Origin of the sequence: Paenibacillus sp. 203 (assembly GCF_037027525.1) — a bacterium.
Classification (GTDB): domain Bacteria; phylum Bacillota; class Bacilli; order Paenibacillales; family Paenibacillaceae; genus Paenibacillus; species Paenibacillus polymyxa_B.
In genome coordinates, this window is record NZ_JAXCHD010000005.1 from 49,776 (window position 1) to 74,626 (window position 24,851).

The window sequence follows — 24,851 nt, forward strand, 5'->3', positions numbered from 1 at the left end:
CAGATGGTATGACTTTGTTAATTGTTTTCATCCGTTTTCATCATTTTTTTACAATAGTAATCTATAGGGCAATCCAGACTTGCGGGAAGGATTAAAGTGGAGGTACAGGCATATACTTAAAGGAGGCTAGTCCGGTAAGGGGGCACGAAATGGAGCAATTAATGAAAAGTAGACTGTTCCGGTACGGAATATGGACGCTGCTGGGACTTGTCATTCTATATTTTATCTGGCTGCTGCGACCTTTGTTTTTGCATTTGTATGAATTTCTGAAAACAATCATTGCTCCGTTTGCGGTAGCGATGATCATCTCCTATGTACTTAATCCCGTTGTTAGTATGCTGGGCGGTCGCAAGGTGCCTCGAAGCGTAGCTGTGCTGCTCATCTATGCTGTGTTTTTAGCCAGTCTCGTTGTGATTCTGATGAACCTGATTCCGATGTTCATTGAACAACTGGATGAGCTGAATGAGCATCTGCCTGAGCTGACCATGCATGCACAGGGATTAATGACGACTATGGATAGCGGTATTTTGCCCCAAGGGGTGCGAACGGGTATGAATCAATGGTTTTTCCAACTAGAGAATCGGATGGCAACAGGGATTTCTACCTTTATGGATAACATCGGCGGGATGATCAACATGCTGTTCAATGTGTTCATTGTACCGTTCCTCATTTTCTATATTTTGAAGGATTTTGATGTGTTCGAGCGGACGATTGTGTCTTACCTCCCGCGTTCTCGTCGTAAGGCGATTGTAACGGTACTTAAGGAAATTGATCAGGCGCTTGGCAACTATGTCAGGGGACAATTACTGGTATGCGTCATTATTGGAGTGATGGCTTATCTCGGCTATATGCTCATTGGCATGCCTTATGCGCTGTTGTTGGCAGGAGTGGTTGCGGTTTTTAACATCGTTCCGTATTTGGGCCCCTTTTTGGGAGCCGCTCCGGCAGTAGTCATGGCTTCTACGGTCTCCTTTAAAATGGTGCTTTTGGTCGTGGTCGTTAACACCTGTATTCAAGTGTTGGAGAGCAATGTCATCTCTCCCCAGGTGGTGGGACGAACGTTGCATCTGCATCCGATAGCCATTATTTTCGCTCTGCTAGTGGGTGGGGAAATTGCGGGAATTACCGGCTTGATTTTAGCGGTTCCCGTGATGGCGGTTTTAAAGGTAGGACTTCAGCATTTTTTTGCTTATTATGTGAAGCGGAAAACAATCTGATTTTGTCCATATACCGTATGTATCTTGTCTGAAATCGCGTTGACACGGCTAAATGACACGGATATACTGAATTGAGTATGTTTAAATGTGTTTATCCAGTAGGGAAAGCTCATTTCGAAGTGCGGGCTGAACCCGCCGGGATGCTCCCGTTACCAGTGAAAACAAGGCGATCGATCGTCCGTTAAGCAAATGTTGGTGTGCAGCTTGCGCATGGGCATTTCGTACAGAGGGGACGGCGTTTACCAGGGTGGTACCGCGATACAATCGTCCCTGATCCGTTCAGGGGCGTTTTTCTGTTTTTTTATGGCCAGTGCCAGGAACCAGTGACACCATAATTAGGAGGCTACTTATATGAAAGCTAGTGAAATCCGCTCCAAATGGCTGGAGTTTTTTGAAAGCAAGGGACATGTGATTGAACCAAGCGCACCGCTTGTTCCACATAAAGATCCTTCCCTGCTGTGGATTAATGCGGGTATGGCGCCGCTTAAGCCTTATTTTGACGGACGTGTGAAGCCGGAGAATCCACGTATTGCTAACTCGCAAAAATGTATCCGGACGAACGACATTGAGAATGTCGGTAAAACGCGCCGTCATCATACTTTTTTCGAAATGCTCGGCAACTTTTCCATTGGTGACTATTTTAAGGAAGAAGTCATTACATGGGCATGGGAGTTTCTGACGGACCCGAAATGGATTGGTTTTGATCCGGAACGTCTGGCTGTAACTGTGTATCCTGAGGATGAGGAAGCGTACAAGCTGTGGAACGAAAAAGTTGGACTTCCAGCCGAACGTATCATCAAACTGGAAGATAACTTCTGGGATATCGGCGAAGGCCCTTGTGGACCTTGTACGGAAATCTTTTATGATCGTGGCGAAGCCTACGGCAGCGACATGACGGACCCTGAAATGTATCCAGGGGGAGAAAATGAGCGTTATCTGGAAGTGTGGAACCTCGTATTCTCACAATTCAACCATAACAAAGACGGCAGCTATACGCCGCTTCCAAACAAAAATATTGATACAGGGGCTGGATTAGAGCGTTTTGCATCCATTTTGCAAAATGTAGATTCCAACTTTGATACGGATATCTTCCAGCCACTCATCCAAAAAACAGCGGCGATGGCAGGAGTCAAATATAACGAAAATGTGGACAGTGACGTGGCTCTTAAGGTTATTGCTGACCATGTCCGCACCGTAGCTTTTGCAATTGGTGACGGTGTGCTGCCTTCTAATGAAGGACGGGGTTACGTGATCCGCCGTTTGCTGCGTCGAGCTGTGCGCTATGGAAAAATGCTCGGCATGAACCGTCCATTTATGTTTGAGCTGGTGGAAACCGTTGGGGATGTCATGGGTGTGTATTACCCTGAGGTAGTGGACAAACGTGATTTCATCATCAAAGTGATCAAAACGGAAGAGGAACGCTTCCATGAAACACTGACAGATGGATTGGCCATTTTGTCCGATATCAGTGCTCAGGCGAAGGCCGAAGGTCGCAATGTCATTAGCGGAGCAGATGCCTTCAAACTGTATGATACGTACGGGTTCCCGTTCGATCTCACAGAGGATTATGCGGACGAGCAAGGCTTGAAAGTAGACCGTGAAGGTTTTGATGAAGCGATGCAGGAGCAACGCAAACGTGCCCGTGATGCTCATCAGGATAGCGCCAGCATGAAGATTCAGGGCGGAGCTTTGTCCGATCTGGCGGTTAAAAGTGAATTTGTTGGATATAATGACCTCATAACTGAGTCTAAAATTGTGGCGATTGTATATGAAGATGCACTGGTGGACAGTGTTAGTGAAGGGCAGTCTTGTCAGGTCGTGCTGGATGTGACTCCTTTCTATGCCGAAAGCGGAGGACAAGTAAGTGACCAAGGCTTGCTGCGTGGAGGTACGGTAACCGCGAAGGTCGAAGGGCTGTTTAAGGCGCCTCAAGGTCAGCATGTGCATCAGGTTGTTGTAGAAGCCGGTGAGCTGAACGTTGGCGATACGGTGAAAGCAGAAGTAGATCAAGCTTCACGTGGAGAAATTGAGAAAAACCATACGGCTACACATTTGCTTCACAAAGCGCTTAAAGAAGTGCTGGGTGACCATGTCAATCAGGCGGGGTCTTTGGTAGAGCCTGGGCGTCTGCGTTTTGACTTCTCCCATTTTGGAAGCATTACACCAGAAGAGCTGGCGGATATTGAACTGCGTGTAAACCGTGCCATCTGGAGCCAACTGGACGTTAATATTGAACTGAAACCGATTGATGAAGCCAAGGCTCTCGGAGCAATGGCGCTGTTCGGTGAAAAGTATGGAGATATCGTACGGGTCGTTAAGGTAGGCGATTACAGCATTGAACTATGCGGTGGCTGTCATGTCAGCAATACTTCGCAAATTGGCTTGTTCAAGCTTGTCAGCGAGAGCGGCATTGGATCAGGTGTACGTCGTATTGAAGCGGTGACCGGACGTTTTGGCTTTGAATATATGGAAGGTCAATTAGAGCTGTTGAAGGTGTCGGCTGGGCTTGTAAAATCCAAGCTGTCTGAGGTACCTAAGCGTATCGAATCTTTGCAGCAACAAATTAAAGACCTCAGTCGTGAAAATGAATCGCTGCAAAGCAAGCTGAGCGTTATTGAGGCAGGCCAGCTGACCGATCAGGTCGTGCAAGCAGGCGGGGTGCAGCTGTTGGCTGCACGCGTGCAGGCTTCCAGCATGGATGCGTTGCGTGCGATTGCTGATGAACTGAAAGGGAAACTTCCGGCTGCTGTGCTGGTGCTCGGCGCTGCAATGGACGACAAAGTTAATTTTGTCGTAGCAGTTCCGGCAGAGCATACCAAGGCTGGACTTCATGCAGGCAAGCTCGTGAAAGAAATTGCTGCCGTATGCGGTGGCGGTGGTGGCGGAAGACCTGACATGGCGCAAGCCGGTGGTAAGGATGCCAGCAAGCTGGACGAAGCACTTCAACGTGCGCATGAACTGGTGTCGGCAGCCTCACAAGGATAAAGTTCGATAATTTTTGCGGATTTTTGGGAAAAAACGGGCTTAGATATTTCCTTGTAGGGCTTTGCTTATGGTATGATGTAAAAGAATAAGCTGGCATAAACATGTACACATGTTTTGTGGAAGCGAGGTGTCAACAATGGATTCCATGGACAAAACGGTCAAATTTAATGTCAAGGCAGATGAGAAGGAAGCTTCTGCTCAGGAGATTTTGTTGACCGTATATGATGCGCTGGTGGAAAAAGAATACAATCCGATCAATCAAATCGTCGGCTATTTGCTATCCGGTGATCCGGCTTATGTGCCACGGCATAATAATGCCAGAAGCCTGGTACGTAAAAAAGAGCGCGATGAGTTGATTGAAGAGTTGGTTCGTTTCTATCTCGCCAAGCACCGTTAGGAGACAGGCATGAAAGTAATGGGATTGGATTACGGGGATCGCCGAATTGGGGTCGCCGTAAGTGATGCCTTCGGCTGGACCGCCCAAGGATTGGAAGTCATAGAACGACGCGGTGACGACAGCGAGTTCGGTAAAATTGCAAATTTGGTTCGTGACAATGAGGTCGGCGAGGTTGTTGTAGGCTTGCCGAAAAACATGAACGGAACCGTGGGTCCACGCGGTGAGATTTGCATCGAGTTTGCGAACCGACTCAAGGAGTTACTGGGTTTACCCGTTCACCTTTGGGATGAACGGCTGACGACGCGTTCGGCGGAGCGTGCGCTTCTGGAGGCCGACGTCAGCCGAAAAAAACGCAAGCAGGTGGTAGATAAACTGGCCGCAAGCCTGATCTTGCAAAACTATTTGGACGCACACAGTACAAGGTGAGGGGGATTTCGTAATGGCTGAAAATCAAGTGGGTATGGAAGAAGAGCCGGAAATTATTTATATTGCCGATGACGAGGGCAACGAGGAAGAGTTCGAGGTCATTATGAAGTTTGAGGTAGATGGTTCCGAAGCGAAGTACATGATGGTTGCGCCAGTGGACCCTGAAGCTGATGAGTCCGATGTGTACGCCTTCCGTTACGAGGAAGAAGGCGATGATATTAAATTGTTTGTGATCCAAGACGATGCCGAATGGGAAATCGTCGAAGAGACCTTTAATACATTTGTAGAAGAAGAGGAAGAGGAAGACGGGAAATGACGAGCTATTCACGTGAAGACCTGAGTTGGACCTCTGATTTGAAGGAAACGTTCGACGGCGATGTAGAGTTACAGGATGAACAGGGCCATGCAATTCGCATGGAATTGGAAGCAGAGTTCAAGGTAGGTGAACAACGGTACGCTGTATTGCGTAGACCTGGGGCTGCTGTTGGCGAACATGAACTATACCATGTAAGCTCATCCACAGACGGCGAAATCTCCATCACCACCATTGAAGATGATGATGAGTGGGAAGATATTTCCGAACTGTACGATGAATGTACGTTGCCGGAAGAACTGTAAGTCTGGATAGCGATGAGATCAAACCTGAAAGGGCGGACCAGTCCGCCCTTTTTGGCTGTGAAGGAGTTGAGTGGATGTGAAGCGAAGGACGAGGATGTTTACGTTGTTTCTACTGCTTATCATTATAGCAGGAGGGGCAACCCTCTATATTTGGAATGCCATGCAGCCTGTTCAGCCCCAAACACAACCCGTTGCTTTTACGGTGGTGCAGGGAACAGGAACATCGGCAATTGCAGATACGCTGGAGCAGAAGGGACTTATACGTAATGCGTTCGTGTTTAAGGCTTATGTGAAATTCAAACAGCAAGGAAGCGCATTTCAGGCCGGAAAATATGAAGCGCAGCCTGGCGCAACCTTTGATCAGTTGATTACTAAGTTATCGGCTGGAGATGTTGTCAAAGAGGAAATGATTCGTTTTACAATCCCAGAAGGTTTTACGATTAGACAGATGGCTGATAAGCTGCAAAAGGAAGGATTGGCAGATCGGCAGCAATTTTTGCAGCTGGCCAACGATCCGTCCGCTTTTGACGTCGCGCTAGTGCGGGACATTCCAAAGCAGGCGGGGCTTCGCTATGCGCTGGAGGGCTATCTTTTCCCGGAAACCTATGAGCTGAAAAAGGGCAGTACGGCCAAAGATATTATACAGGTGATGCTAGAACAGACACAAAAGCGGTTAGAAACTGTTTCCGATTTGGATGCCAAGCTGAAACAGAGGGATGAAACGCTGCATCAACTGCTGACAGTTGCTTCTCTCGTAGAGCGCGAAGTGGTTGTGGAAGATGAGCGGTCTGTAGTAGCTGGCGTCATTTATAACCGTCTCAAACAGGGGAAGAAGCTGGAAATTGATGCTACGGTTCAATATATGCTGGACAAGCAAAAAGAACGGCTGTATTACAAGGATTTGGCTGTGAAAAGCCCTTATAATACGTATTTGCATCTGGGACTTCCGCCAGGGCCGATTGCAAGTCCCAGTCTAAACTCAGTGATAGCGGCTTTACAGCCAAAAGCTACAGATTATTTATTTTATGTGACCAAAAAAGATGGGACACATGAACATTTGTTTGCCAAAACGTATAAAGAACATTTGCATAATATTCAGGTAAGTAACCGTAAGACAAATTAGGAGGTGAGCCTATGGCTTACAAACCCGAACTACTGGCAACTGCCAGCTCTCCGGAGGATGCCCGCCATATGCTGGAGGCTGGAGCTACTGCATTACTTATTGGAGATGACCGCTTTGGAATGCGGCTGCCGGGACATTTTACCCCTGACCAAATCCGTGAAGTGGTGGAAGAGGCACGCAAGCATACGGCACAGGTATATGTATCCATGACGAATTTGATGACGAACGAGCTATTGCCGCTCCTTCCCGAATATGTGCAGACCCTAGCTGGATGCGGCATTGATGCCATTGAGTTTAATGATCCCGCAGTGCTCATGGCCGTAAAGGAGTATGCTCCGCATCTTAAGCTGTTCTGGAACGGTGAGATGATCTCCACCAACTTCGCAACCGCCAACTATTGGGGTGAAAAAGGGGCTTCTCGGGTCATTTTGGCTCGTGAGCTCAGTATGGATGAAATTACCGAAATGATACCAAAGTTGAACATAGAAGCACAGGTTCAGGTACATGGTATGACCAATATTTATCACTCCAAGCGTAAGCTTGTTCAAAGTTATATGCTGCACCAGGGACGTAATGTAGAAGGCGATTTGGGCAGAGGGCGCGGCTTGTTTCTGATTGAAGCAGAGCGGAAGGAAGAAAAGTTCCCCATCTACGAGGATATTAATGGGACACATATTATGAGTTCAGATGATTTTTGCATCATGGAGGACCTGCATATTCTAATGGAGGCGGGCGTGCATAGCTTTAAGATCGAGGGCTTATTGAAACCTACGGCTTACAATGAGGCGGTTGTTCGTGCTTATCGTAAAGCAATAGATACTTATACAGCTGACCCGGATGCTTATGCTTATGATGAAAGCTGGCTGGATGAAGTTCGCCGTCTTCAAGATCCAGAACGGGAACTTTCCTTCGGATTTTTCTATAAAGAGCAGGTTTATTAATTTTAAAATGAATTGAATTCACAGAGGGGGGAACGTCATGGGGACGATAACCAAAACGAGAAAATATATAGGTAAACGGAATCGTCTGGATAAGCCGGAGCTGTTGGCTCCTGCCGGAAATCTGGAAAAGCTGAAGTTTGCCGTTCACTATGGCGCGGATGCTGTATATATTGGTGGACAAAAATATGGTCTGCGTTCTAACGCCGATAATTTCAGTTTTGAAGAAATGCGCGAAGGTGTAGAATTTGCCAACAAGTACGGTGCTAAGGTGCTTGTGGCCACCAATATCTATGCCCACAATGAAGATATTGCCGGAATCGAGGAATACTTGCGCAATCTGTACGAGGCAGGAATTCATGCCGTTATTGTCGCTGACCCGGCTATTGTATCCGTGGCATTGCGTGCTGTTCCTGGATTGGAAGTGCATTTGAGCACACAGCAGTCCACGCTGAACTGGCAAGCGGTAAAGTTTTGGAAAAACGAAGGACTACCGCGTGTGGTACTGGGTCGTGAGACCAGTCTGGAGGAAATCGAAGAAATTAAAAAGCATGTGGACATCGAAATCGAAGCTTTTGTCCATGGTGCGATGTGCTCTTCATTTTCCGGCCGCTGCGTGTTGTCCAATCACTTTACAGACCGTGATTCCAATCGTGGGGGATGTTGTCAGTCTTGCCGCTGGAAATACGATTTGTTTGAGGATGCACGCCCAGGTGAAGTTTGGATATCTGAGGAAGAGGCACAGGACAGCAATGCACTGAAACAGTTCCAACTCGGTGTTAACCAGCTTCCACTGTTTGAAGAGAGCGATAATGCTTTTTCTATGGGTTCCAAGGATCTGTGTATGATTGAAAATGTCCCTGATCTGATTGATGTAGGTGTAGACAGTTTTAAAGTAGAGGGACGTATGAAGTCTATCCACTATGTGGCTACGGTCGTGAATGTCTATCGTCAAGCGATTGATTCCTATATGGCTGATCCTGAAAATTATGTGCTCAAACCAGAATGGATTGAAGAAATTAACAAGGCAGCCAATCGCCCGCTGAATACAGGATTTTTCTACGATACACCGGATCATGAGGATCATATTTATGAGCCGGAAGAAAAAGCAGTCCCTTATGATTTTGCTGGACTGGTTATGGACTACGATGCCGCAAGTGGCATCGCAACTATTCAACAACGGAACCATTTTAAACCCGGTCATGAAATTGAATTTTTCGGCCCGAACGGAACATTCTTTAAACAAACGGTCGGAACGATCTGGGATGAAGAAGGCAACGAATTGGATGCTGCTCGTCACCCGCTTCAACGAATTAGAATGAAGGTAGATCAACCCGTATCCTATTTTGATATGATGCGTAAAAAGAAGTAAATAAGCCTTAAGTCACAGGTTAAAAGATTCAAAAGCCTCTCCTATCGGTTGGAGAGGCTTTTTTTTGAATAGTTTTCTAGGAAAAAAGTTTCACAAAATTTAGTTGATACTCAAAGGAAAGCTACATTCCTTGTCGAATAGTTCCGATAGAAGTTATATAGATAATAGATACATAATGGATGACGTGGAATTAGAAACTAATTATATGGTGGCAGGTGAGAGGAATGGGTTTACGGAAAAAAGAGGGGAATACAGTAAAAAAGCAACCCAAGAAAACGGATCAAATGCAGAGTTTGAAAGGCAGTAAAGTGAACACGGAAAAAGGGGAACAAACGGGTGCGGTGTCTTCGAAGGTTGCCCCCTGGGTAGCTAAAGCGACTCGTAAAGGTACACACAATTTAAAGCGTTTACTTAAGCCGGAAAGGTACAGTAAAGACTTCATGCATTTGGTCAAAAACTATAATCCGATACGTTCGGTTGGAATGAAGTTGTTTCTGATCTTTTTTGCGGCAATTATGTTATTTGTGGTCAGCTTGGGGATGCTCTCATACTACAAGGCTAAAAGTACGATTGAGCAAAATGCAGCTACGGCTTATCAGCAGACCGTTCAGCAAACTTCAGAAAAGCTTGATATTATTCTAGAGCGCTTTCAAGATACATCGACACAGGTATTTTTTGATACTGAATTAAGTGATCAGTTGCAAAAGGCTGTAAAGCAAGATAAAAATCCCTTTGCATCTTTTGTTGCTATGGGCGAAGTGAATAAGAAGCTTACGAATCTTGCTTTTACGAATAAAGCGATTGATTCAATGTACTTGTACCCGGAAGAAACCAATTTAGCTGCTATGGGCACCGGAACACAAAAGGATGTACGGCAGGAAGCGTGGTTTAAGGATATTTTGAAAAACAAGGGAATGGTTTGGCTTCCTACGCAGGTGAATGACAATGGTAGCAAAACCTTTCGTTTGGCACGCTCCATGAACAGCATGTCCGGGTTGGGAGGGACTTATGTTCTGGTTATGGATTTAAAGTCCAGTGCGGTGGAGGACGAGTTAAAAGGTATTAATTTGGGCTCTGGCAGTATGATTAGCCTTGTGACAGACAAGGGTGAGTTTGTAGGCTCTAACAATGAGAGCTTGACAGGAGGGAAGACAAAGCTGGATTACGTTTCCAAGCTTGAAGGAATCGAAGGAAATCAAATTATGGAGCAGGAAGCAGACGGCAAAAAGCAAAGTGTGCTTGCGGTTCATAATACGCTGGGAACTTCCAAGTGGATTCTCGTGGGTGTAGTACCTGTATCTGAGCTGGTGAGAGACGCTAAGGGGATTCTAACCACAACCTGGATATTTGCTGCAGTGGCTGCACTCATTGCATTGTTCATTGGCCTGTGGATCGTGCGCCTCGTGGCTCGTCCATTGACACATCTGAAGGATTTAATGGTCGAAGGCGCCAAAGGCAACTTGCAAATCCGAACGAACTATAAGGCTCAGGATGAAATTGGGCAGTTGTCAGAAAGCTTTGATATGATGATGGAGCAGATTACATTGCTGGTACAACAGACGAATGCCTCAGCTCAGGAAGTTCTGAATACAGCGACAGAATTAGGCGATGCCTCGAAGAAGACAGCCATTTCAGCCAAAGAAATTGCAGCAGCAACGGAAGAGATTGCTCATGGCGCCGCCAGTTTGGCAACAGAGGCTGAACGTGGCAGCGGACTAACCGGGAATATATCTCAGCAAATGGACACGGTGATGGCTTCCAATTATGAAATGAGTCTGGTCGCACAAGAAGTTGAACAATCCAGTGAAAAAGGGACCATTCAGCTGAAAAATCTATTGGGCAAGACTCGGGTTACGGAAGAAACTACACATGCTCTGGTGGGCAAAGTAGATGAACTGAAGCAGACAACTTCGGATGTATTTAAGGTGCTGGACGTACTACAGGATATTGCGAAACAAACGAATATTCTATCACTGAATGCGACGATTGAAGCGGCACGAGCGGGGACGGCGGGGCGTGGTTTTATGGTGGTAGCTAATGAAGTTCGGCAGTTGGCTGAACAATCACGTCAAGCTATTCGTACGGCTACAGGCATTACTAACAACATCGTCAATGAAATGAATGAAACGGTACAGGCATTATCTGAGGTGTACCCGCTGTTCCGGGAACAGATGGGAGCCGTGCAGGAAACAACGGACATTTTCCAATCGGTGCAGCAGCAAATGGGAGAGTTCGCGCTACGATTGGGAACGGTTACCGCCTCCATTCATCATCTGAGTGAATCGCAGACCACTTTGTCCGAGGCAATGACCAATGTAAGTGCGGTGGCCGAGCAATCCTCGGCTACTTCGCAGGAAGTCGCTTCGCTCAGCACTGAGCAGGCCAATATCGGTAATCAACTGGTAGGTTTGTCGGATAAGCTGGAAGGAGTATCGGTGAATTTGAAGGAACAGCTTTCGCGATTTACGGTGTAGATATAACAAACCCATGGGAATCAGGAATGTCACTGATCTCCGTGGTTTTGTACTTTTTATTAGTGGATGTGCTTAAAAATCCCTCACGAAGGAAAGCAAAAGATGAATACAAACACAAAGGTAGCTTGGGTTGTGCTGGCCATTACTATTTTTATTACGGTCTTTTATTCATTAGACGAGATTTTAGATTGGAGTCCAGAAGCAGACATCACAAGATACAAATAAATTCGGAAACCCATTCACGTTAAAAGTTGAGTGGGTTTTCTTTTTCAACTACAGGACATACTACTGGAAAAATGATGAAAGAAGGATGGGTGTGCCGAGGCGTGGTAGCAGTTTCATACGAAAACGTCGAATTGCATATATGGCCTTGGGGGTGATGACGCTACTGCTGATTTTATTATTACGACTGGCTTGGATTCAGGGGACAGCGGGCATTCATATGTCTGTTTATGGAGGGCATTCGCTTAAGGAAATGTCAGCACGTCAGCGACAGGAGGGCATTTCTATCGACTCTGGACGTGGACAGTTTACGGACCGGCATGGGCAACCCTTGACTGGCGGAGTCGTATGGGCGCCAGTGCTTTTTCCCGATGTAGATGGCAAAGCGGCTATACATGGCGAAGAACTGGCTAAGCTACTGCGTACGAACAAGAAGCAACTACTGACACGCTGGAAAGGACTGCAATCCCCGCTCATATGGCGTGATGGGGGCGGAGAGCCCGTACAAATCAATCCGCATGAAGCAGGCAAGCTACTGAAGCTAGCCCCTTCGCTTATTGAGCTTGTACCTTATGCGAAACGTTACAGGGATTTGCCCAATGGCAGGCAATGGCTTGGCTTTCTGTATGAACGTGCCGACCGAGCGAGTGAACTGCCGATGGGGGCAGCGGGGCTTGAAAGAACGTTGGAGCCGCTGCTGAGCGGCGTCGGTGAAACGTTCGTCTCCCGATTTGTAGATGCGCAGCGTCGTCCATTGACTCATGTACCGCTGCGTGTCAGTGCTCCATCCAATGGTCACTATCCTTTACAGGTGCAAACTACAATTGATCTACCTATACAGGAACAGATTGAAAAGCTGACGGAATCTAGTCATTTGGCAGAAGGGGCCGTGGTAGTGCTCGATGCAGGCAACGCGGATGTACTGGCGATGGTGTCTCGCCCTTTTTATAATCCCGGGCATGTTGATCCGCAGAAAAAAACAGACTGGTCTAATCGTGCCCTCAAGGCGGTAACGCCCGGTTCCATTTTTAAGTTGGTTACGGCTGCTGCTGCACTTGAATCAGGTGCTGTCCAACCGCAGGAACAATTCCATTGTCATGGAACATATGGCAAGTACGGTCTGGCTTGCTGGAAAAAAGAAGGACACGGTACCCTGAACCTGGAGGAAGGGCTTGCCGTATCCTGTAATAGTGTGTTCGCTCATCTCGGTGAACGGCTTAATGCTGAGCAAATTCAGGCCACAGCCTCTGCATTGGGATTGGGCCGAACTGTGGGCTGGCAGGAGCGGAATCTTGCAGGGCTACCTCAATTCAGACCGCTGGATCACGAAGAAAAGGGAGCCGTATTCGACTCCCATACGAACGCGTCTGATCCGGGCGTACGTGTACAGACAGCTATCGGTCAGCGCGATGTGCTGGTGACGCCTCTCCAAACTGCTAATCTCATCGTCACCTTGCTGCACGATGGTCAAGTACGTGCACCACGCATTGTAAAACGCATTAGCTACGCAGACGGTAGCACCTTACTGGAACTACCTACTCATGCTGTACCTTCATCCGAGGGTAGTCGCTCGATTCAGACATCGACGGCTCGCATGCTTCGTGAAGCAATGGAAAAGGTTGTGACACAGGGGACGGGTGCCTCCTTGCGTAATAAATCATGGAATCTGGCCGGCAAATCGGGTACCGCCCAAGCTTTGAAGAACGGTCACCCTATCAATCACCAGTGGTTTATAGGGTATGGTCCGATAGAGCGGCCTCGTTATGCGGTCGCCGTCCTTGTGCAAAATGCTTCAACACATTCTGCAAATCAAGCTACAGCACTGTTTGGTCAAGTAATGGATCTGTTAGCTCAATCCTCCTGAGTTCCACGGGTAGCTTCACGATCTTCCTCCTGGATTTTAACGATAAACGGAGGCTCGTCAAATTCCTCTGTCGGAAACCGAATCCATTGCTGCAGATAACCTTGCTGCCATAATTCCTTGAGCAAAATGATCAGAATGGGGGACAGGATTAATCCGGCCAATCCGAAGATGGATAACGATATAATGGCAAAGGAAAGCATCAGATAGGCAGATGAAACACCGATGGAGTTACCAGTAATTTTAGGCTCTGCCAGCTGGCGGACGATCACCGTGACAGCCATGACAATAAGCAACCCTACAGCCAGGCCAGTATTGCCTGTGATGAACAAATACACTGCCCACGGAATAAAAATAACAGGCACACCCAACAAGGGCAGGATATCAAACAAAGCTGCCACGAGCGCCAATGAGAGGGCATTATCCACTTGCAAAATGAGTAAACCTATAAATACGAGAACAAAGGTAATCCCTACCAGTAGAGCTTGAGCCTTGAGAAAAGCGGAGATAGCTTTAAGTACGTGATTTTTTAGAAAAAGGTAAGCCGTTTTTAGTGTCTTGGGTGTTTTACTACGAGCAATGCCCTTCCAAAGATTAATTTCCATACTTAAAAAGAACGCTAAAATGATCGCAACCGCAAAGTTGCCCATAAAAACAGTGAAAGAGCTGAGGAATTGTATGAAAAAGGATAACCCTAGCTGTGCCCATTTCGTAGCAATGGTGGTAGCAGTCGCAAAATAATCATTTACACGTTCGGTAACACCCGGAGGTAAAGCAGCAATTTTATCTTGAGAAAGATGAAGATACCGCGTGAATTCCGTTTGGATAATCTGCGTATAATGTGGGAGGTTTTGCGCGACTTTCGTAAATTGCGTAACCAGAATCAGGCCTAATCCGAAAAAAATAGCAAGTAAAAGGATGATAAACAGCAATACGGAGAGCGCAGAGGCGAAGGGCTTCTTCATTCCCTTGCGATGAAAATAACGAGCGGCAGGTTCAATGCACCAGAACACGACAAACGAAAGGAACACAGGTGCCGCCAGCTGGTACAGTTTACTGGATACGAACATAATTAAATACACGGTTAATACGATCAGTCCGATATCAAAAACGGTACGCCAATATTTTTTGTACAATGGAAGCATATGTATACAACGACTCCTTTAAGATTTTTACTTATTGTACACTAAATTGGACCTCAATGCTGACCATATGCAGTCGCGAAATCTCGGCATGTTTACGTCATTGTGATAACATATAAGTAAGTGAGTTTTCCTCAGGAAGCCTGCTTGGGAGTTCTGAATAGAAAAGTGGGGATAAAACGTGCAGACTTTGCTGTTATGGATGTTTTACATTTCAACTTTTTATGCTTTTGTTCCGGCGCTGGTTAGTCGTATATTTGGGTTCCGGGTGTTCCGGCGCGGTAAAAGTGAGCAAGAATATGCGCTCACCTTTGATGATGGTCCTGATCCAGTGTATACATCACAGCTGCTTGATTTACTGAAGCGTTTTGATGCCAAGGCTACTTTTTTTGTTGTTGGGATGAATGCAGAAAAACACCCTGAACTTCTGAAACGCATGCATGCTGAAGGTCATCTAATCGGTATTCATAATTATGTACACAAATCGAATTGGCTTATGCGGCCTGTTACGGTCAGAAGACAAATTGCCCAGACAGAGTCAGTCATCCGTCGAGTAACTGGCGAGGGAACGACCTTTTATCGCCCACCTTGGGGGATAGTGAACTTTTTTGATATTTCCAACACCCATGGCCGTCGAATCGTATTATGGTCCTCCATGTTCGGAGATTGGAAGGCAAGCATTGGAGCGAAACAATTGGCGGAGAGAATGCTCAAAAAGCTAAGGGGTGGCGAGGTGATGCTGCTCCATGACTGTGGTACGACATTGGGGGCAGACGCGGAAGCGCCCCAGAATATGCTAATCGCACTGGAGAAGCTGCTGAGGGTCGCCCAAGAACGACAACTGCGCAGCGTACGGGTGGATACATTGTTTTGCCGTCAGTCTGTCAATCAACCTACTGCCTCCGAGATGTTCAGTACGAGCTGGTCAAAAAGAACGCTGGTATGTGGATGGCTCCAGTATGAGCGGCTATTCCATGTTTTGTTTCGTCTTCGTCCCGTAAGTCAGGAGGATACGATCTTTTATTATCGTCGCCGTATCTATCATGGGCCAAATGTAAATATGGAGAACAGCAGGTGGCTAGAAAAAGGGGACCCGATAATTGAGCTTCATTTTGATAATAAAAAGTTATTTCAATTGGGGTCGACGGCTAAGTCGATGGTACATCTAGCTATTCAATTGATTAGGATTGTGAAAAAACAACTTCCTGATCTGGCCCAACGCATTGTACATGATTCTGAAATGAAGGGTGTAAAGGCGATCTATGCAGTAAGTATGATTCATCGGGGACCAGAGAAGTTGGGATTTCAAGTTCGGGAGCTTCCCAAAGGACTGTTCAAGCATGTGTCCACTGTATATCTAAAGCTGTTATTTCGTGTTATTCATCCTTCGGGTTCAGAGCAATTGAGTGAAAAAAAAGATGTAATGGTACCGAAACTGATCGTGATGCCAATGGATACCTTGTTTGACCGTTTTCATCAGGGAGGTTCACTCCGCTCAGACCAAGCTCTTGATCAAACTGATCAGAGGGATGTTGTCCATACACTCAACCGTGAAGTGACCGAAGAGGCTAATCCTGTTCAGACATCAGTCAGGGCTTCACAAGCAGCGGATACAGGATCAAGCAATTGACCTAATAAAAAAAGCCTCTCGATCCATTGTTAGGGATCGAGAGGCTTTTTAGCCGTTCATAAAGTAATCCTATCTTGGCAAAGCATTTAGATTTTCATAATTCCGCCGTTACTTGCGTTCGTCACCAGCTTGGAATAACGTGCCAGGTAACCCGTTTTCACCTTCGGCTCAAAGCCTTTCCAGTTGGCGCGACGACGTTCGAATTCTTCGTCCGTAATGTGGAGCTCAATCTTACGATTGTTCAAGTCCAGCTCAATGATATCGCCGTCCTCAACAAAAGCGATAGGTCCCCCTTCTGCGGCTTCGGGGGAAATATGACCGATGGAGATACCACGGGAAGCACCTGAGAAGCGTCCGTCTGTAATCAGACCCACCTTGGCACCAAGCCCCATGCCCACGATTTGTGAAGTTGGAGCGAGCATTTCAGGCATACCAGGTCCGCCCTTTGGACCTTCATAACGGATAACAACAACGTGTCCTTCATTAATTTTACCGTTGGCGATACCTGCCAGTGCATCCTCCTGTGAATCAAAGCAGATAGCAGGACCTTTGTGATAACCACCAACCGAAGGATCAACTGCACCGACTTTGATAATGGAGCCTTGCGGTGCCAGATTACCGAATAATACAGCCAGACCGCCACGTTCAGAATAAGGGTTGTCCAGTTTATGGATAACGTTAGTGTCCAGAATTTCCTGACCCTCTACGTTTTCACGAATGGTTTTTCCGGTTACAGTAATACAGTCACCATGCAGTGCGCCCGGTTTCTTCAACAATTCATTCAGCACTGCGCTTACGCCGCCTGCATTATGAACATCCTCAATATGATAGTCGGAAGCAGGTGCCAATTTGGACAAATGAGGTACGCGGTTTGCGACTTCATTAATACGTTCGATAGGGTAGTCCACTTCTGCTTCATGGGCAAGTGCCAATGTATGCAATACGGTATTCGTGGAACCGCCCATTGCCATATCCAATGCAAATGCATTATCAATAGCTTCTTTAGTCACGATATCACGTGGTTTAAGATCCAGCTTAATCAATTCCATCAATTGGCGTGCAGATTGTTTAACGAATTCTTTACGTTCTTCTGCTACAGCGAGAATGGTGCCGTTACCCGGCATAGCCAGACCCATCGCTTCTGCGAGACAGTTCATGGAATTCGCTGTGAACATCCCTGAACAGGAGCCACATGTCGGACAGCCATATTGTTCTAATTCAAGCAAGCTTTGATCGTCGATTTTACCAGCCTGATATGCACCTACGCCTTCAAAGACGGAAGTCAGGGAAATAGAGCGTCCGTTCTTGTCTTTACCAGCTTTCATAGGACCGCCGCTGACGAAAATAGTTGGAATGTTAACGCGCAATGCGCCCATCATCATGCCAGGGGTAATTTTATCACAGTTAGGAATACAAACCATGCCGTCAAACCAGTGAGCGGAAACGACAGTTTCCAGAGAGTCAGCTATAATTTCACGGCTCGGCAGAGAATAACGCATACCGATGTGCCCCATGGCAATGCCGTCATCTACACCGATGGTGTTAAACTCGAAAGGTACACCGCCTGCCTCACGAATGGCTTGCTTGACAATTTTGCCAAATTCCTGCAAATGGACGTGGCCCGGTACGATATCAATATACGAGTTGCATACCGCAATAAACGGTTTGTCAAAATCTTCTTCCTTGACACCCGCTGCGCGCAGCAAGCTGCGGTGAGGAGCGCGGTCAAAGCCTTTTTTAATCATATCGGAACGCATTTTCGTCTTAGCTGTCATGATGCTGGTTTCCCCCCAAAGTATAAAAATAGTATGGCGTTCAATGGACGCCGTGATAGCGCAGATGTTTTCTAAAGAGTCTATCATAGATGTGAGCTTTTTTCTACATATATGAAGATTTTGAAAAAGTACAAGAAGTGTTCTGTAATCAACAATATATAGATATGACCAGTTTTATTTGTCTATATATTGCATTTAGAAGAGGTTAGAATGTGATTCTATTAGAAATATGTATACTGATAGGTTTGCGTATCAGGTAAAATATGAAAAGCCCATTTCGCAATAAAGCGGATGGGCTCAGGCTTGTTTTTATGTTAAAGGAGGGCGGAATATGACACTACAGCTTAATTTCTGCCGCCTTTACGACCGATGTCTCTGTAGAAATTTTTGTCATGCGACTCAGCTGTAGCATCGCCGCCCTTTTTGCCGATTTCCTGATAAAATTCTTTATCATGAGAGTTTGCGGTTGCTTCCCCGCCTTTTTTACCAATCTCCTGATAAAATTCCTTATTGTGCTTCTTGGAAGTAGCTTCTCCCCCCATACGACCTGCTTCTTCGCGACTCATTTTCTCCTGATTTTGATTACGTGCCATTACAAATCACTCCTTAATAAAAAAGTTGTTTTTTGTTGCGCGCATCCTTTACTTACCACATCACGCCTGTATGAAACAGGCTCTAAGTGGAGTAAAGAGAGGGGAGACTCGCTTACATGTTCGTCTGTAAGTGGGTTGTCGCGTGTTCAATGTTAAATAAAAAAGGGATAAAAAGATTACGCGGACCGTCTAAAAGGATAAGGAGCTGGCTTTAGCATCCACTCTACCTGTGGCTCAATCAGAGGTTTTGTTGCAGTTCGAACCCAAGGCATGGTCAACATACAGCACAGACCTGCAGCACACACTACAATCAACATGACTTCCACTGGAGTATCTATATATTCGTAGACTCCCTTTGCAACGACGGTACGGACGATCAAGCCATGGAGTAAAAAGACATATAGTGTCCGTCGTCCCATCTCGGTTATACGTCCTGTGACGGCCGGAACAAAGCTTAGAAACGCCATCGATGCTATCCATTGAACACCATAAATGCCGATGCGGTAAATTCCTGCGTACCATTCGGTATGGCCCAATTCACCGTAAGTCATATTGCCATACAGCCAGCCTGCCGGGATGCCGAAATACGACGTTCCCGCCAGTACCATAAGCAGAAGAGATACAATGCCAGCGACTATGCGGACTGGTGTTGTGAAGAACCGTCGAACGTCCACATAATTCAAATGATAACCTGCTACAAAGTAAGGCAAATAAACAAAGGTTCTGCATACGCTCAGCCATATACCATCCACAGGGAGATACCCGACGAGGATACCCAGCAGCACGGATATACCTAATTGGAAGACAGGCGGTACTTTCTGAAGAGCGAGCATCAGCAGTCTCCAACAGATATGACTGGCGAGGAACCAGAGTAGCAGATAAGGAGCAAAAAAAGAATGATGGATATGGGGAACGTGGAAGAGTGCAACATCCAAGATCGAATAGAGCGATTGAAAAATAAGATATTGCATACCGATCTGAAGCAGAACTTTTTGGCCTGCTGGTCCGGTCAAAGATGATTTGGCAAAGTAGCCTGTAACGAGTACAAACAACGGCATATGGAACATGAATATCCAGCTGAACCATTGTTGGGCAATTTGAAGTGAACCGACTAGAGGCTCCAGGGCATTTCCTGCAAATACGCATATGATCAACAGAAATCGCAAATTGAGAAAGAAGCTTTCCCCTTGTACATCATGGCTTGTCGTCATGTGTTTCCCTCCGAACGGCTTCTGCCGACTAAACTATTTAAAAAATAATTCTTTACAAGGAACAAGGTACGATACTCTGGACTTTATCATTGTGATTTTTTTCACAACAGTAAGCGCTACCATGTCCTTATTATGTGGCGAATGCTTGAACACCGGAGAAAGATGGGCTAATACCTGGAAATGTATGCTGATTTGACCCTGTATGTACAACGATGTTACCCTAACAAGGCTATAGTTACGCTGATGAATACAGCGACACATTTTATATTCAAATTACGAATTTCGAGGTACAAAAGGCGAAAGGAACTTTTACAATGAGAAGAAGAACAAGAAGATCATACAATTCATATGGGACACGTGGTCCTCGGAAAATATGGAAAATTCTCTTAGGCATCCTGATTGTCATTGTACTGATCGCAGGGTGGGGGGCATGGAAGGTATTTACGCCTTATCAGCCTGACGAGACAGCTGCTGCTGCATTAGCCGAAGTAGCGGATGCTGTGAAAGTAAATGAACAAGAACATTGGGTTGGTTTTGAGCCTGAAAAAAGAAGCGGAACCGGAGTCATTTTGTATCCAGGGGCGTTGGTGAAGCCCGAAAGTTATGCGCCGTTGGCACGCCGTCTGGCGGAAAAGGGTCATCATGTGATCATTGCAAAAATGCCACTGAACCTTACATTGATCTCCCCGGATTTAGCGAATGAAGTGCTAAAGGCATATCCGAAAGAAGCGTTTGTTATTGGAGGCCATTCGTTAGGCGGTGTAATGGCGGCCCGATATGCAGCTGCACATCCTGATCAGGTCAAAGGTGTATTTTTCCTCGCCTCCTACCCGGATAACAAGGGTAATTTAAAGGATAAAAATCTGCCCGTTATTTCTCTACTGGGAAGTGATGATGGAGTCATCCAGATGGAAAATGTCCAAAGTGGAAGAACTTATTTACCAGCCAACACGCTGTATTTTACAGTCGAAGGGGGAAATCATGCCCAATTCGGCAGTTATGGTGTCCAAAAAGGGGATAATCCTGCAAAAATTAGCGCTGCGGAGCAATGGAATCAGACGGTAACGGCTTTACAGGACTGGATGAAGGAGAGTGTGGATGTGGCTTCTAAGAATCAGTAAAGGAGGTGTGCTGCATGTCTGAGCTGATCGTGCAGGGGGAGCGGTACCCATGCCGTGGTATTTTATTAGATAAAGATGGAACGTTGCTGGATTTTATTCAGTTGTGGGGCCCCTGGGCTCGTTCTATACTGGATATGATGGAGCAGCATCTTACCGTGGCAGGTGCCGGTTTTACGGTGGAAAAAGGTACCGTTCTAGGTACTGTTCACGATCAGGAGGGACGTGTGATCGGTTACGACCCTTCTGGCCCGCTGGCCATGGGGACGGTGGACGAAAGTACGGGGGTACTGGCTTGGCAGCTTTATAATGCTGGTGTACCGTGGAATGAAGCTGTACGGCTTGTCCGCGACTTTAATAAAACGGCCATGGCTGATATTCGGCGACATCGGGCAGCGAAGGTGTTTCCAGGGTTGCGGACATTGCTGGAGCAAAGCCGCCATGCCGGGCTGAAGCTAGCGGTTGTGACCTCTGACAGTACAGAGGCTGCACAGGAGCATTTGGAGTGGATGGGGCTGACATCCTATTTTGATGAGATTATCGGACATGATAGGGTTACATATGGTAAGCCTGACCCGGAAATGGCTGAAAAAGCCTGCGCATTACTAGGATTGTCGCCGGCGGACGTGGTAGTCATCGGAGATAGCAATGGGGACATGCAGATGGGCAAACGTGCCGGAGTGCGGCTCGCTATTGGATTTGCGCCAGAAGCAGAACGTTCTGGTCATTTGCTGGATGCGGATAAGGTTGTTCGTGGATATGAAGAACTGGAGGTGCGTAGGGTATGAAAGTTAATACGTTGGCGGAATGGATACAGCAATCACAGAATATTGTTTTTTTCGGCGGTGCAGGCACATCGACGGAAAGTGGTATTCCGGATTTTCGTTCGGCAGCTGGCCTGTATCAAAGTGAGGAGAAATTGCCTTATTCGCCTGAGGTTATGCTGAGCCGTTCATTTTTTGTGAAGCATCCTGAAGTGTTCTTCGACTTCTATCGCAGCAAAATGCTGCATCCCGATGCGGAGCCGAACGGTTGTCATCATTTCCTCGCGTCATTGGAAAAGCAAGGCTGTCTAAAAGCGGTTGTGACCCAAAATATTGACGGCTTACATCAGGCTGCCGGCAGTGTGAATGTATTGGAACTTCACGGCTCGGTGCATCGGAACCACTGTATGGAATGCGGACGCTTTTACAGCCTAGATGAAGTGATGAACAGCTCTGAGGTTGTACCTAAATGTCCAATAGATGGAGGAATCATCAAACCGGATGTCGTTTTATATGAGGAGGAGCTGAATCAGGATACCATTATTCAATCCGTTCAGGCTATTTCGCAGGCTGATCTGCTGTTAATTGGAGGAACGTCGCTGACAGTACATCCCGCTGCGGGCTTGATTACTTATTTTCGTGGTAAACATACAGTGCTGCTGAATACAGATCCCACCTCTTATGATCATAAGGCGGATCTTTTGATCACTGATCCAATCGGTAAAGTTATGGAAAAACTTGCTCATCAATTAGGTCTGTAATCGTTTTCTTGTCAATGCCTGGATAAAAGCGCTATGATGATGTTGTGATGGACATTACAATGTTTCGAGAGAGGCTGGGATAGCATGGTTTATTTAGCTGGCGAAGATCGTTATGAAAGTATGAAATATAACCGTACAGGGAGATCAGGTCTAAAACTGCCCGCTATTTCGCTGGGCTTGTGGCACAATTTTGGCGGGATTAACAACGCGGAGAATGGTCGTAGCATGATTACGCGCTCCTTTGATCTGGGAATTACGCATTTTGATTTAGCTAATAACTATGGCCCTCCTGCGGGATCAGCTGAGGAATTTTTCGGACAAGTATTAGCCAGTGATATGAAACCGTACCGGGATGAGTTGGTCATCTCTACCAAAGCGGGCTACAATATGTGGGCAGGACCTTATGGTGACTGGGGATCTCGCAAGTATATGATATCTAGTCTGGATCAGAGCCTGAAGCGGATGGGGCTGGACTATGTCGATATATTCTACTCTCACCGATTTGATCCTGATACGCCGCTAGAAGAAACGATGGGAGCACTGGATCATATCGTACGTTCCGGCAAAGCGCTGTATGTGGGTGTGTCCAATTATAGTGCGGAGCAAACGGCAGAAGCATCTCGCATTCTGAAGGAGTTGGGAACACCGCTTCTGATTCATCAGCCGAAATACTCCTTACTTGATCGCTGGATTGAAAACGGATTACAAGATGTACTGGACGAAAACGGGGTAGGCAGCATTGCCTTTTGCCCGCTGGCGCAGGGATTGCTGACCAATAAATATTTGAACGGAATTCCCGAGGATTCACGTGCAGCGAGTACTTCGGTTTTCCTGAATGAGAACCATGTGACGCCAGAGACACTTCGTAAGGTACGCGCCCTGAATCAGATGGCTGCTGCACGCGGACAAAGTTTGGCTCAATTCTCGCTGGCCTGGGCTCTGCGCGGCGAACGTCTGACCTCTGTCTTGATTGGGGCAAGCCGTGTAAGCCAAATTGAAGAAAATGTTGCTACCTTATCCAATCTGGACTTTTCTCAGGAGGAATTGGATCGGATTGATTCGATTCTGAATGCCGGGAACTGACAGGACGGCGGCACAGCCTAATGGCGAAAGTTAATTTGTAGTCATCGGCCTAATTTCGTGTTCTCTTATACAATATAAATTAACAGCCCGTATCCGTTTGAAGGATGCGGGCTGTTTAAGTCTGTTTTACGACTGTGGATACTGCTTAACCTTGCTTCGGTACTCGGTTGGAGACTGACCACAGAAGCGTTTGAATTGACGTGAGAAATATAAGGCATCGGTTAGTCCGACCGAAGCGGCCACTTGCTCTACCGATAGTTCAGGACGTTCACGCAGCAGTTGACGTGATTTGTCGATTCTTAGCTTAAGCAGATAGGTGACGGGGGAGATCCCCGTTTCCTTTTTGAATATCCGTGACAAATACGCACGATTATAACCAAGTCCTTCAGACATTTGCTCAATGGAAACGGGGTGTGCGTACTGAGTGGACATATATTGAACCATCTGCTTGACTGTACGTTGAATTTGCGAATCCGCCCCGGACGGATCAGTCCAGTCACTCAGGTAATTGCCTGCTTCCCCCATAATCAGATACAAATAGCCCAAGGCTGATAGATGAGAACTAGATTTTCTGCTATAAAAGGCCAATTGCATTTGCTCCAAATAACCGGGGATGGGACTTTGATCGGAAGCATGAAAGACAGGCTGGTGAACACGTAGCCCGGCCTCCTGCACCACCTGCTCAGTATGGTGCCCGGTAAACGCAGACCAACGATAACGCCACGGTTCCTCTTCATCAGAGGTATAGCTCACCAGCTGACCGGGATGAATAAGGAAAAAATCGTTTTCTTCAAGCTGATATGTGTGCTGTTCCGTTCGGAAGATACCTCTGCCCGATTCTACAAAGTGTAGCAGATAGTAATCATAGATTTTCGGCCCCACGGCATGACCGGATTTGGTTTGGCTCTCTCCTGCAAAAAGCACATGCAGCGGGCTATTTTCATAAAACACCGGATTAGAGGCGACGGCATAACTATATGAATACGCTTGCAAAATAGGGTCATCCTTCCTGCATTTGTGAATGGTTTAGCGGATGCGGTATACTTACATTGTACATATCCAAGTCACATTTATCCATAGCTTAAACACATGGATGCATTACATTGTGTGACGCTTTCATTTATACTGAAATCATAAGAGA

At 46.6% G+C, this 24,851-nt stretch carries 21 protein-coding genes; 16 read left to right on the top strand and 5 right to left on the bottom strand.

Annotated features, from left to right (window positions below):
* Positions 1 to 149 precede the first annotated feature (149 nt).
* The 11 genes from WA407_RS12675 to WA407_RS12725 all read left to right on the top strand — a co-directional run bounded on the left by WA407_RS12675 (position 150) and on the right by WA407_RS12725 (position 13,636).
* Positions 150 to 1,217: an AI-2E family transporter gene (locus tag WA407_RS12675; RefSeq protein WP_235308827.1), complete on the top strand. Its 1,068-nt coding sequence runs from the start codon at positions 150 to 152 to the stop codon at positions 1,215 to 1,217.
* Positions 1,218 to 1,568: 351 nt separating this feature from the next.
* The gene (alaS, locus tag WA407_RS12680; protein ID WP_069290189.1) at positions 1,569 to 4,202 is read left to right on the top strand and encodes an alanine--tRNA ligase; all 2,634 of its coding nucleotides are present in this window, start codon (positions 1,569 to 1,571) and stop codon (positions 4,200 to 4,202) included.
* 136 nt (positions 4,203 to 4,338) lie between these two features.
* The gene (locus tag WA407_RS12685; RefSeq protein WP_007431624.1) at positions 4,339 to 4,599 is read left to right on the top strand and encodes an IreB family regulatory phosphoprotein; all 261 of its coding nucleotides are present in this window, start codon (positions 4,339 to 4,341) and stop codon (positions 4,597 to 4,599) included.
* 9 nt (positions 4,600 to 4,608) lie between these two features.
* Complete coding sequence (gene ruvX, locus WA407_RS12690) at positions 4,609 to 5,025, top strand: Holliday junction resolvase RuvX (RefSeq protein ID WP_061829280.1); 417 nt, start codon at positions 4,609 to 4,611, stop codon at positions 5,023 to 5,025.
* 13 nt (positions 5,026 to 5,038) lie between these two features.
* Positions 5,039 to 5,341: a DUF1292 domain-containing protein gene (locus WA407_RS12695; protein WP_013311523.1), complete on the top strand. Its 303-nt coding sequence runs from the start codon at positions 5,039 to 5,041 to the stop codon at positions 5,339 to 5,341.
* Positions 5,338 to 5,643: a DUF1292 domain-containing protein gene (locus WA407_RS12700; protein ID WP_013311522.1), complete on the top strand. Its 306-nt coding sequence runs from the start codon at positions 5,338 to 5,340 to the stop codon at positions 5,641 to 5,643. The genes WA407_RS12695 and WA407_RS12700 overlap by 4 nt, the downstream gene beginning before the upstream one ends.
* 94 nt (positions 5,644 to 5,737) lie before the next feature.
* Positions 5,738 to 6,766, top strand: coding sequence for an endolytic transglycosylase MltG (gene mltG / locus WA407_RS12705; protein ID WP_061829279.1), 1,029 nt, complete (start codon positions 5,738 to 5,740; stop codon positions 6,764 to 6,766).
* 11 nt (positions 6,767 to 6,777) lie between these two features.
* On the top strand, positions 6,778 to 7,707 hold the full coding sequence (locus WA407_RS12710; protein WP_254328691.1) for a peptidase U32 family protein: 930 nt from the start codon (positions 6,778 to 6,780) through the stop codon (positions 7,705 to 7,707).
* Positions 7,708 to 7,744: 37 nt separating this feature from the next.
* The gene (locus WA407_RS12715; RefSeq protein WP_039272863.1) at positions 7,745 to 9,076 is read left to right on the top strand and encodes a peptidase U32 family protein; all 1,332 of its coding nucleotides are present in this window, start codon (positions 7,745 to 7,747) and stop codon (positions 9,074 to 9,076) included.
* Between the two features lie 224 nt (positions 9,077 to 9,300).
* The gene (locus tag WA407_RS12720; RefSeq protein ID WP_336077484.1) at positions 9,301 to 11,550 is read left to right on the top strand and encodes a methyl-accepting chemotaxis protein; all 2,250 of its coding nucleotides are present in this window, start codon (positions 9,301 to 9,303) and stop codon (positions 11,548 to 11,550) included.
* A 310-nt stretch (positions 11,551 to 11,860) separates the two neighbouring features.
* Positions 11,861 to 13,636, top strand: coding sequence for a peptidoglycan D,D-transpeptidase FtsI family protein (locus WA407_RS12725; protein ID WP_336077485.1), 1,776 nt, complete (start codon positions 11,861 to 11,863; stop codon positions 13,634 to 13,636).
* Here the strand turns inward: WA407_RS12725 and WA407_RS12730 are convergent.
* Entirely contained in the window at positions 13,624 to 14,778 is a 1,155-nt protein-coding gene (locus tag WA407_RS12730; protein ID WP_254325046.1) for an AI-2E family transporter, read from the bottom strand. The genes WA407_RS12725 and WA407_RS12730 overlap by 13 nt on opposite strands.
* Positions 14,779 to 14,956: 178 nt before the next feature.
* Here WA407_RS12730 and WA407_RS12735 point away from each other — a divergent pair, with 178 nt between their 5' ends.
* Positions 14,957 to 16,405 carry a polysaccharide deacetylase family protein gene (locus tag WA407_RS12735; protein ID WP_336077486.1) on the top strand — a complete coding sequence of 483 codons (1,449 nt, stop codon included), beginning with the start codon at positions 14,957 to 14,959 and terminating at the stop codon, positions 16,403 to 16,405.
* Between the two features lie 86 nt (positions 16,406 to 16,491).
* On the opposite strand, the gene ilvD is transcribed toward WA407_RS12735, so the two are convergent.
* The 3 genes from ilvD to WA407_RS12750 all read right to left on the bottom strand — a co-directional run bounded on the left by ilvD (position 16,492) and on the right by WA407_RS12750 (position 19,984).
* Positions 16,492 to 18,180 (bottom strand): dihydroxy-acid dehydratase, encoded by a 1,689-nt coding sequence (gene ilvD, locus WA407_RS12740; protein WP_023989895.1) that lies wholly within the window; start codon positions 18,178 to 18,180, stop codon positions 16,492 to 16,494.
* Between the two features lie 344 nt (positions 18,181 to 18,524).
* On the bottom strand, positions 18,525 to 18,773 hold the full coding sequence (locus tag WA407_RS12745; RefSeq protein ID WP_029515716.1) for a KGG domain-containing protein: 249 nt from the start codon (positions 18,771 to 18,773) through the stop codon (positions 18,525 to 18,527).
* Between the two features lie 176 nt (positions 18,774 to 18,949).
* Entirely contained in the window at positions 18,950 to 19,984 is a 1,035-nt protein-coding gene (locus WA407_RS12750; RefSeq protein WP_336077487.1) for an acyltransferase family protein, read from the bottom strand.
* A gap of 314 nt (positions 19,985 to 20,298) precedes the next feature.
* On the opposite strand from WA407_RS12750, the gene WA407_RS12755 reads away from it, so the two are divergent.
* The 4 genes from WA407_RS12755 (at position 20,299) to mgrA (ending at position 23,710) form a co-directional block, all read left to right on the top strand.
* A complete protein-coding gene (locus WA407_RS12755; RefSeq protein ID WP_235308845.1) occupies positions 20,299 to 21,105 on the top strand; it encodes an alpha/beta fold hydrolase in 807 nt (268 codons plus the stop codon).
* A 14-nt stretch (positions 21,106 to 21,119) separates the two neighbouring features.
* On the top strand, positions 21,120 to 21,890 hold the full coding sequence (locus tag WA407_RS12760) for an HAD family hydrolase (RefSeq protein WP_235308847.1): 771 nt from the start codon (positions 21,120 to 21,122) through the stop codon (positions 21,888 to 21,890).
* Positions 21,887 to 22,627: an NAD-dependent protein deacylase gene (locus WA407_RS12765; RefSeq protein ID WP_235308849.1), complete on the top strand. Its 741-nt coding sequence runs from the start codon at positions 21,887 to 21,889 to the stop codon at positions 22,625 to 22,627. Before WA407_RS12760 ends, WA407_RS12765 begins: the two co-directional genes overlap by 4 nt.
* Before the next feature lie 84 nt (positions 22,628 to 22,711).
* On the top strand, positions 22,712 to 23,710 hold the full coding sequence (mgrA, locus tag WA407_RS12770; protein ID WP_235308851.1) for an L-glyceraldehyde 3-phosphate reductase: 999 nt from the start codon (positions 22,712 to 22,714) through the stop codon (positions 23,708 to 23,710).
* A 126-nt stretch (positions 23,711 to 23,836) separates the two neighbouring features.
* Here mgrA and WA407_RS12775 read toward each other — a convergent pair whose 3' ends face one another.
* On the bottom strand, positions 23,837 to 24,703 hold the full coding sequence (locus WA407_RS12775) for an AraC family transcriptional regulator (RefSeq protein ID WP_235308853.1): 867 nt from the start codon (positions 24,701 to 24,703) through the stop codon (positions 23,837 to 23,839).
* Positions 24,704 to 24,851: the final 148 nt, after the last annotated feature.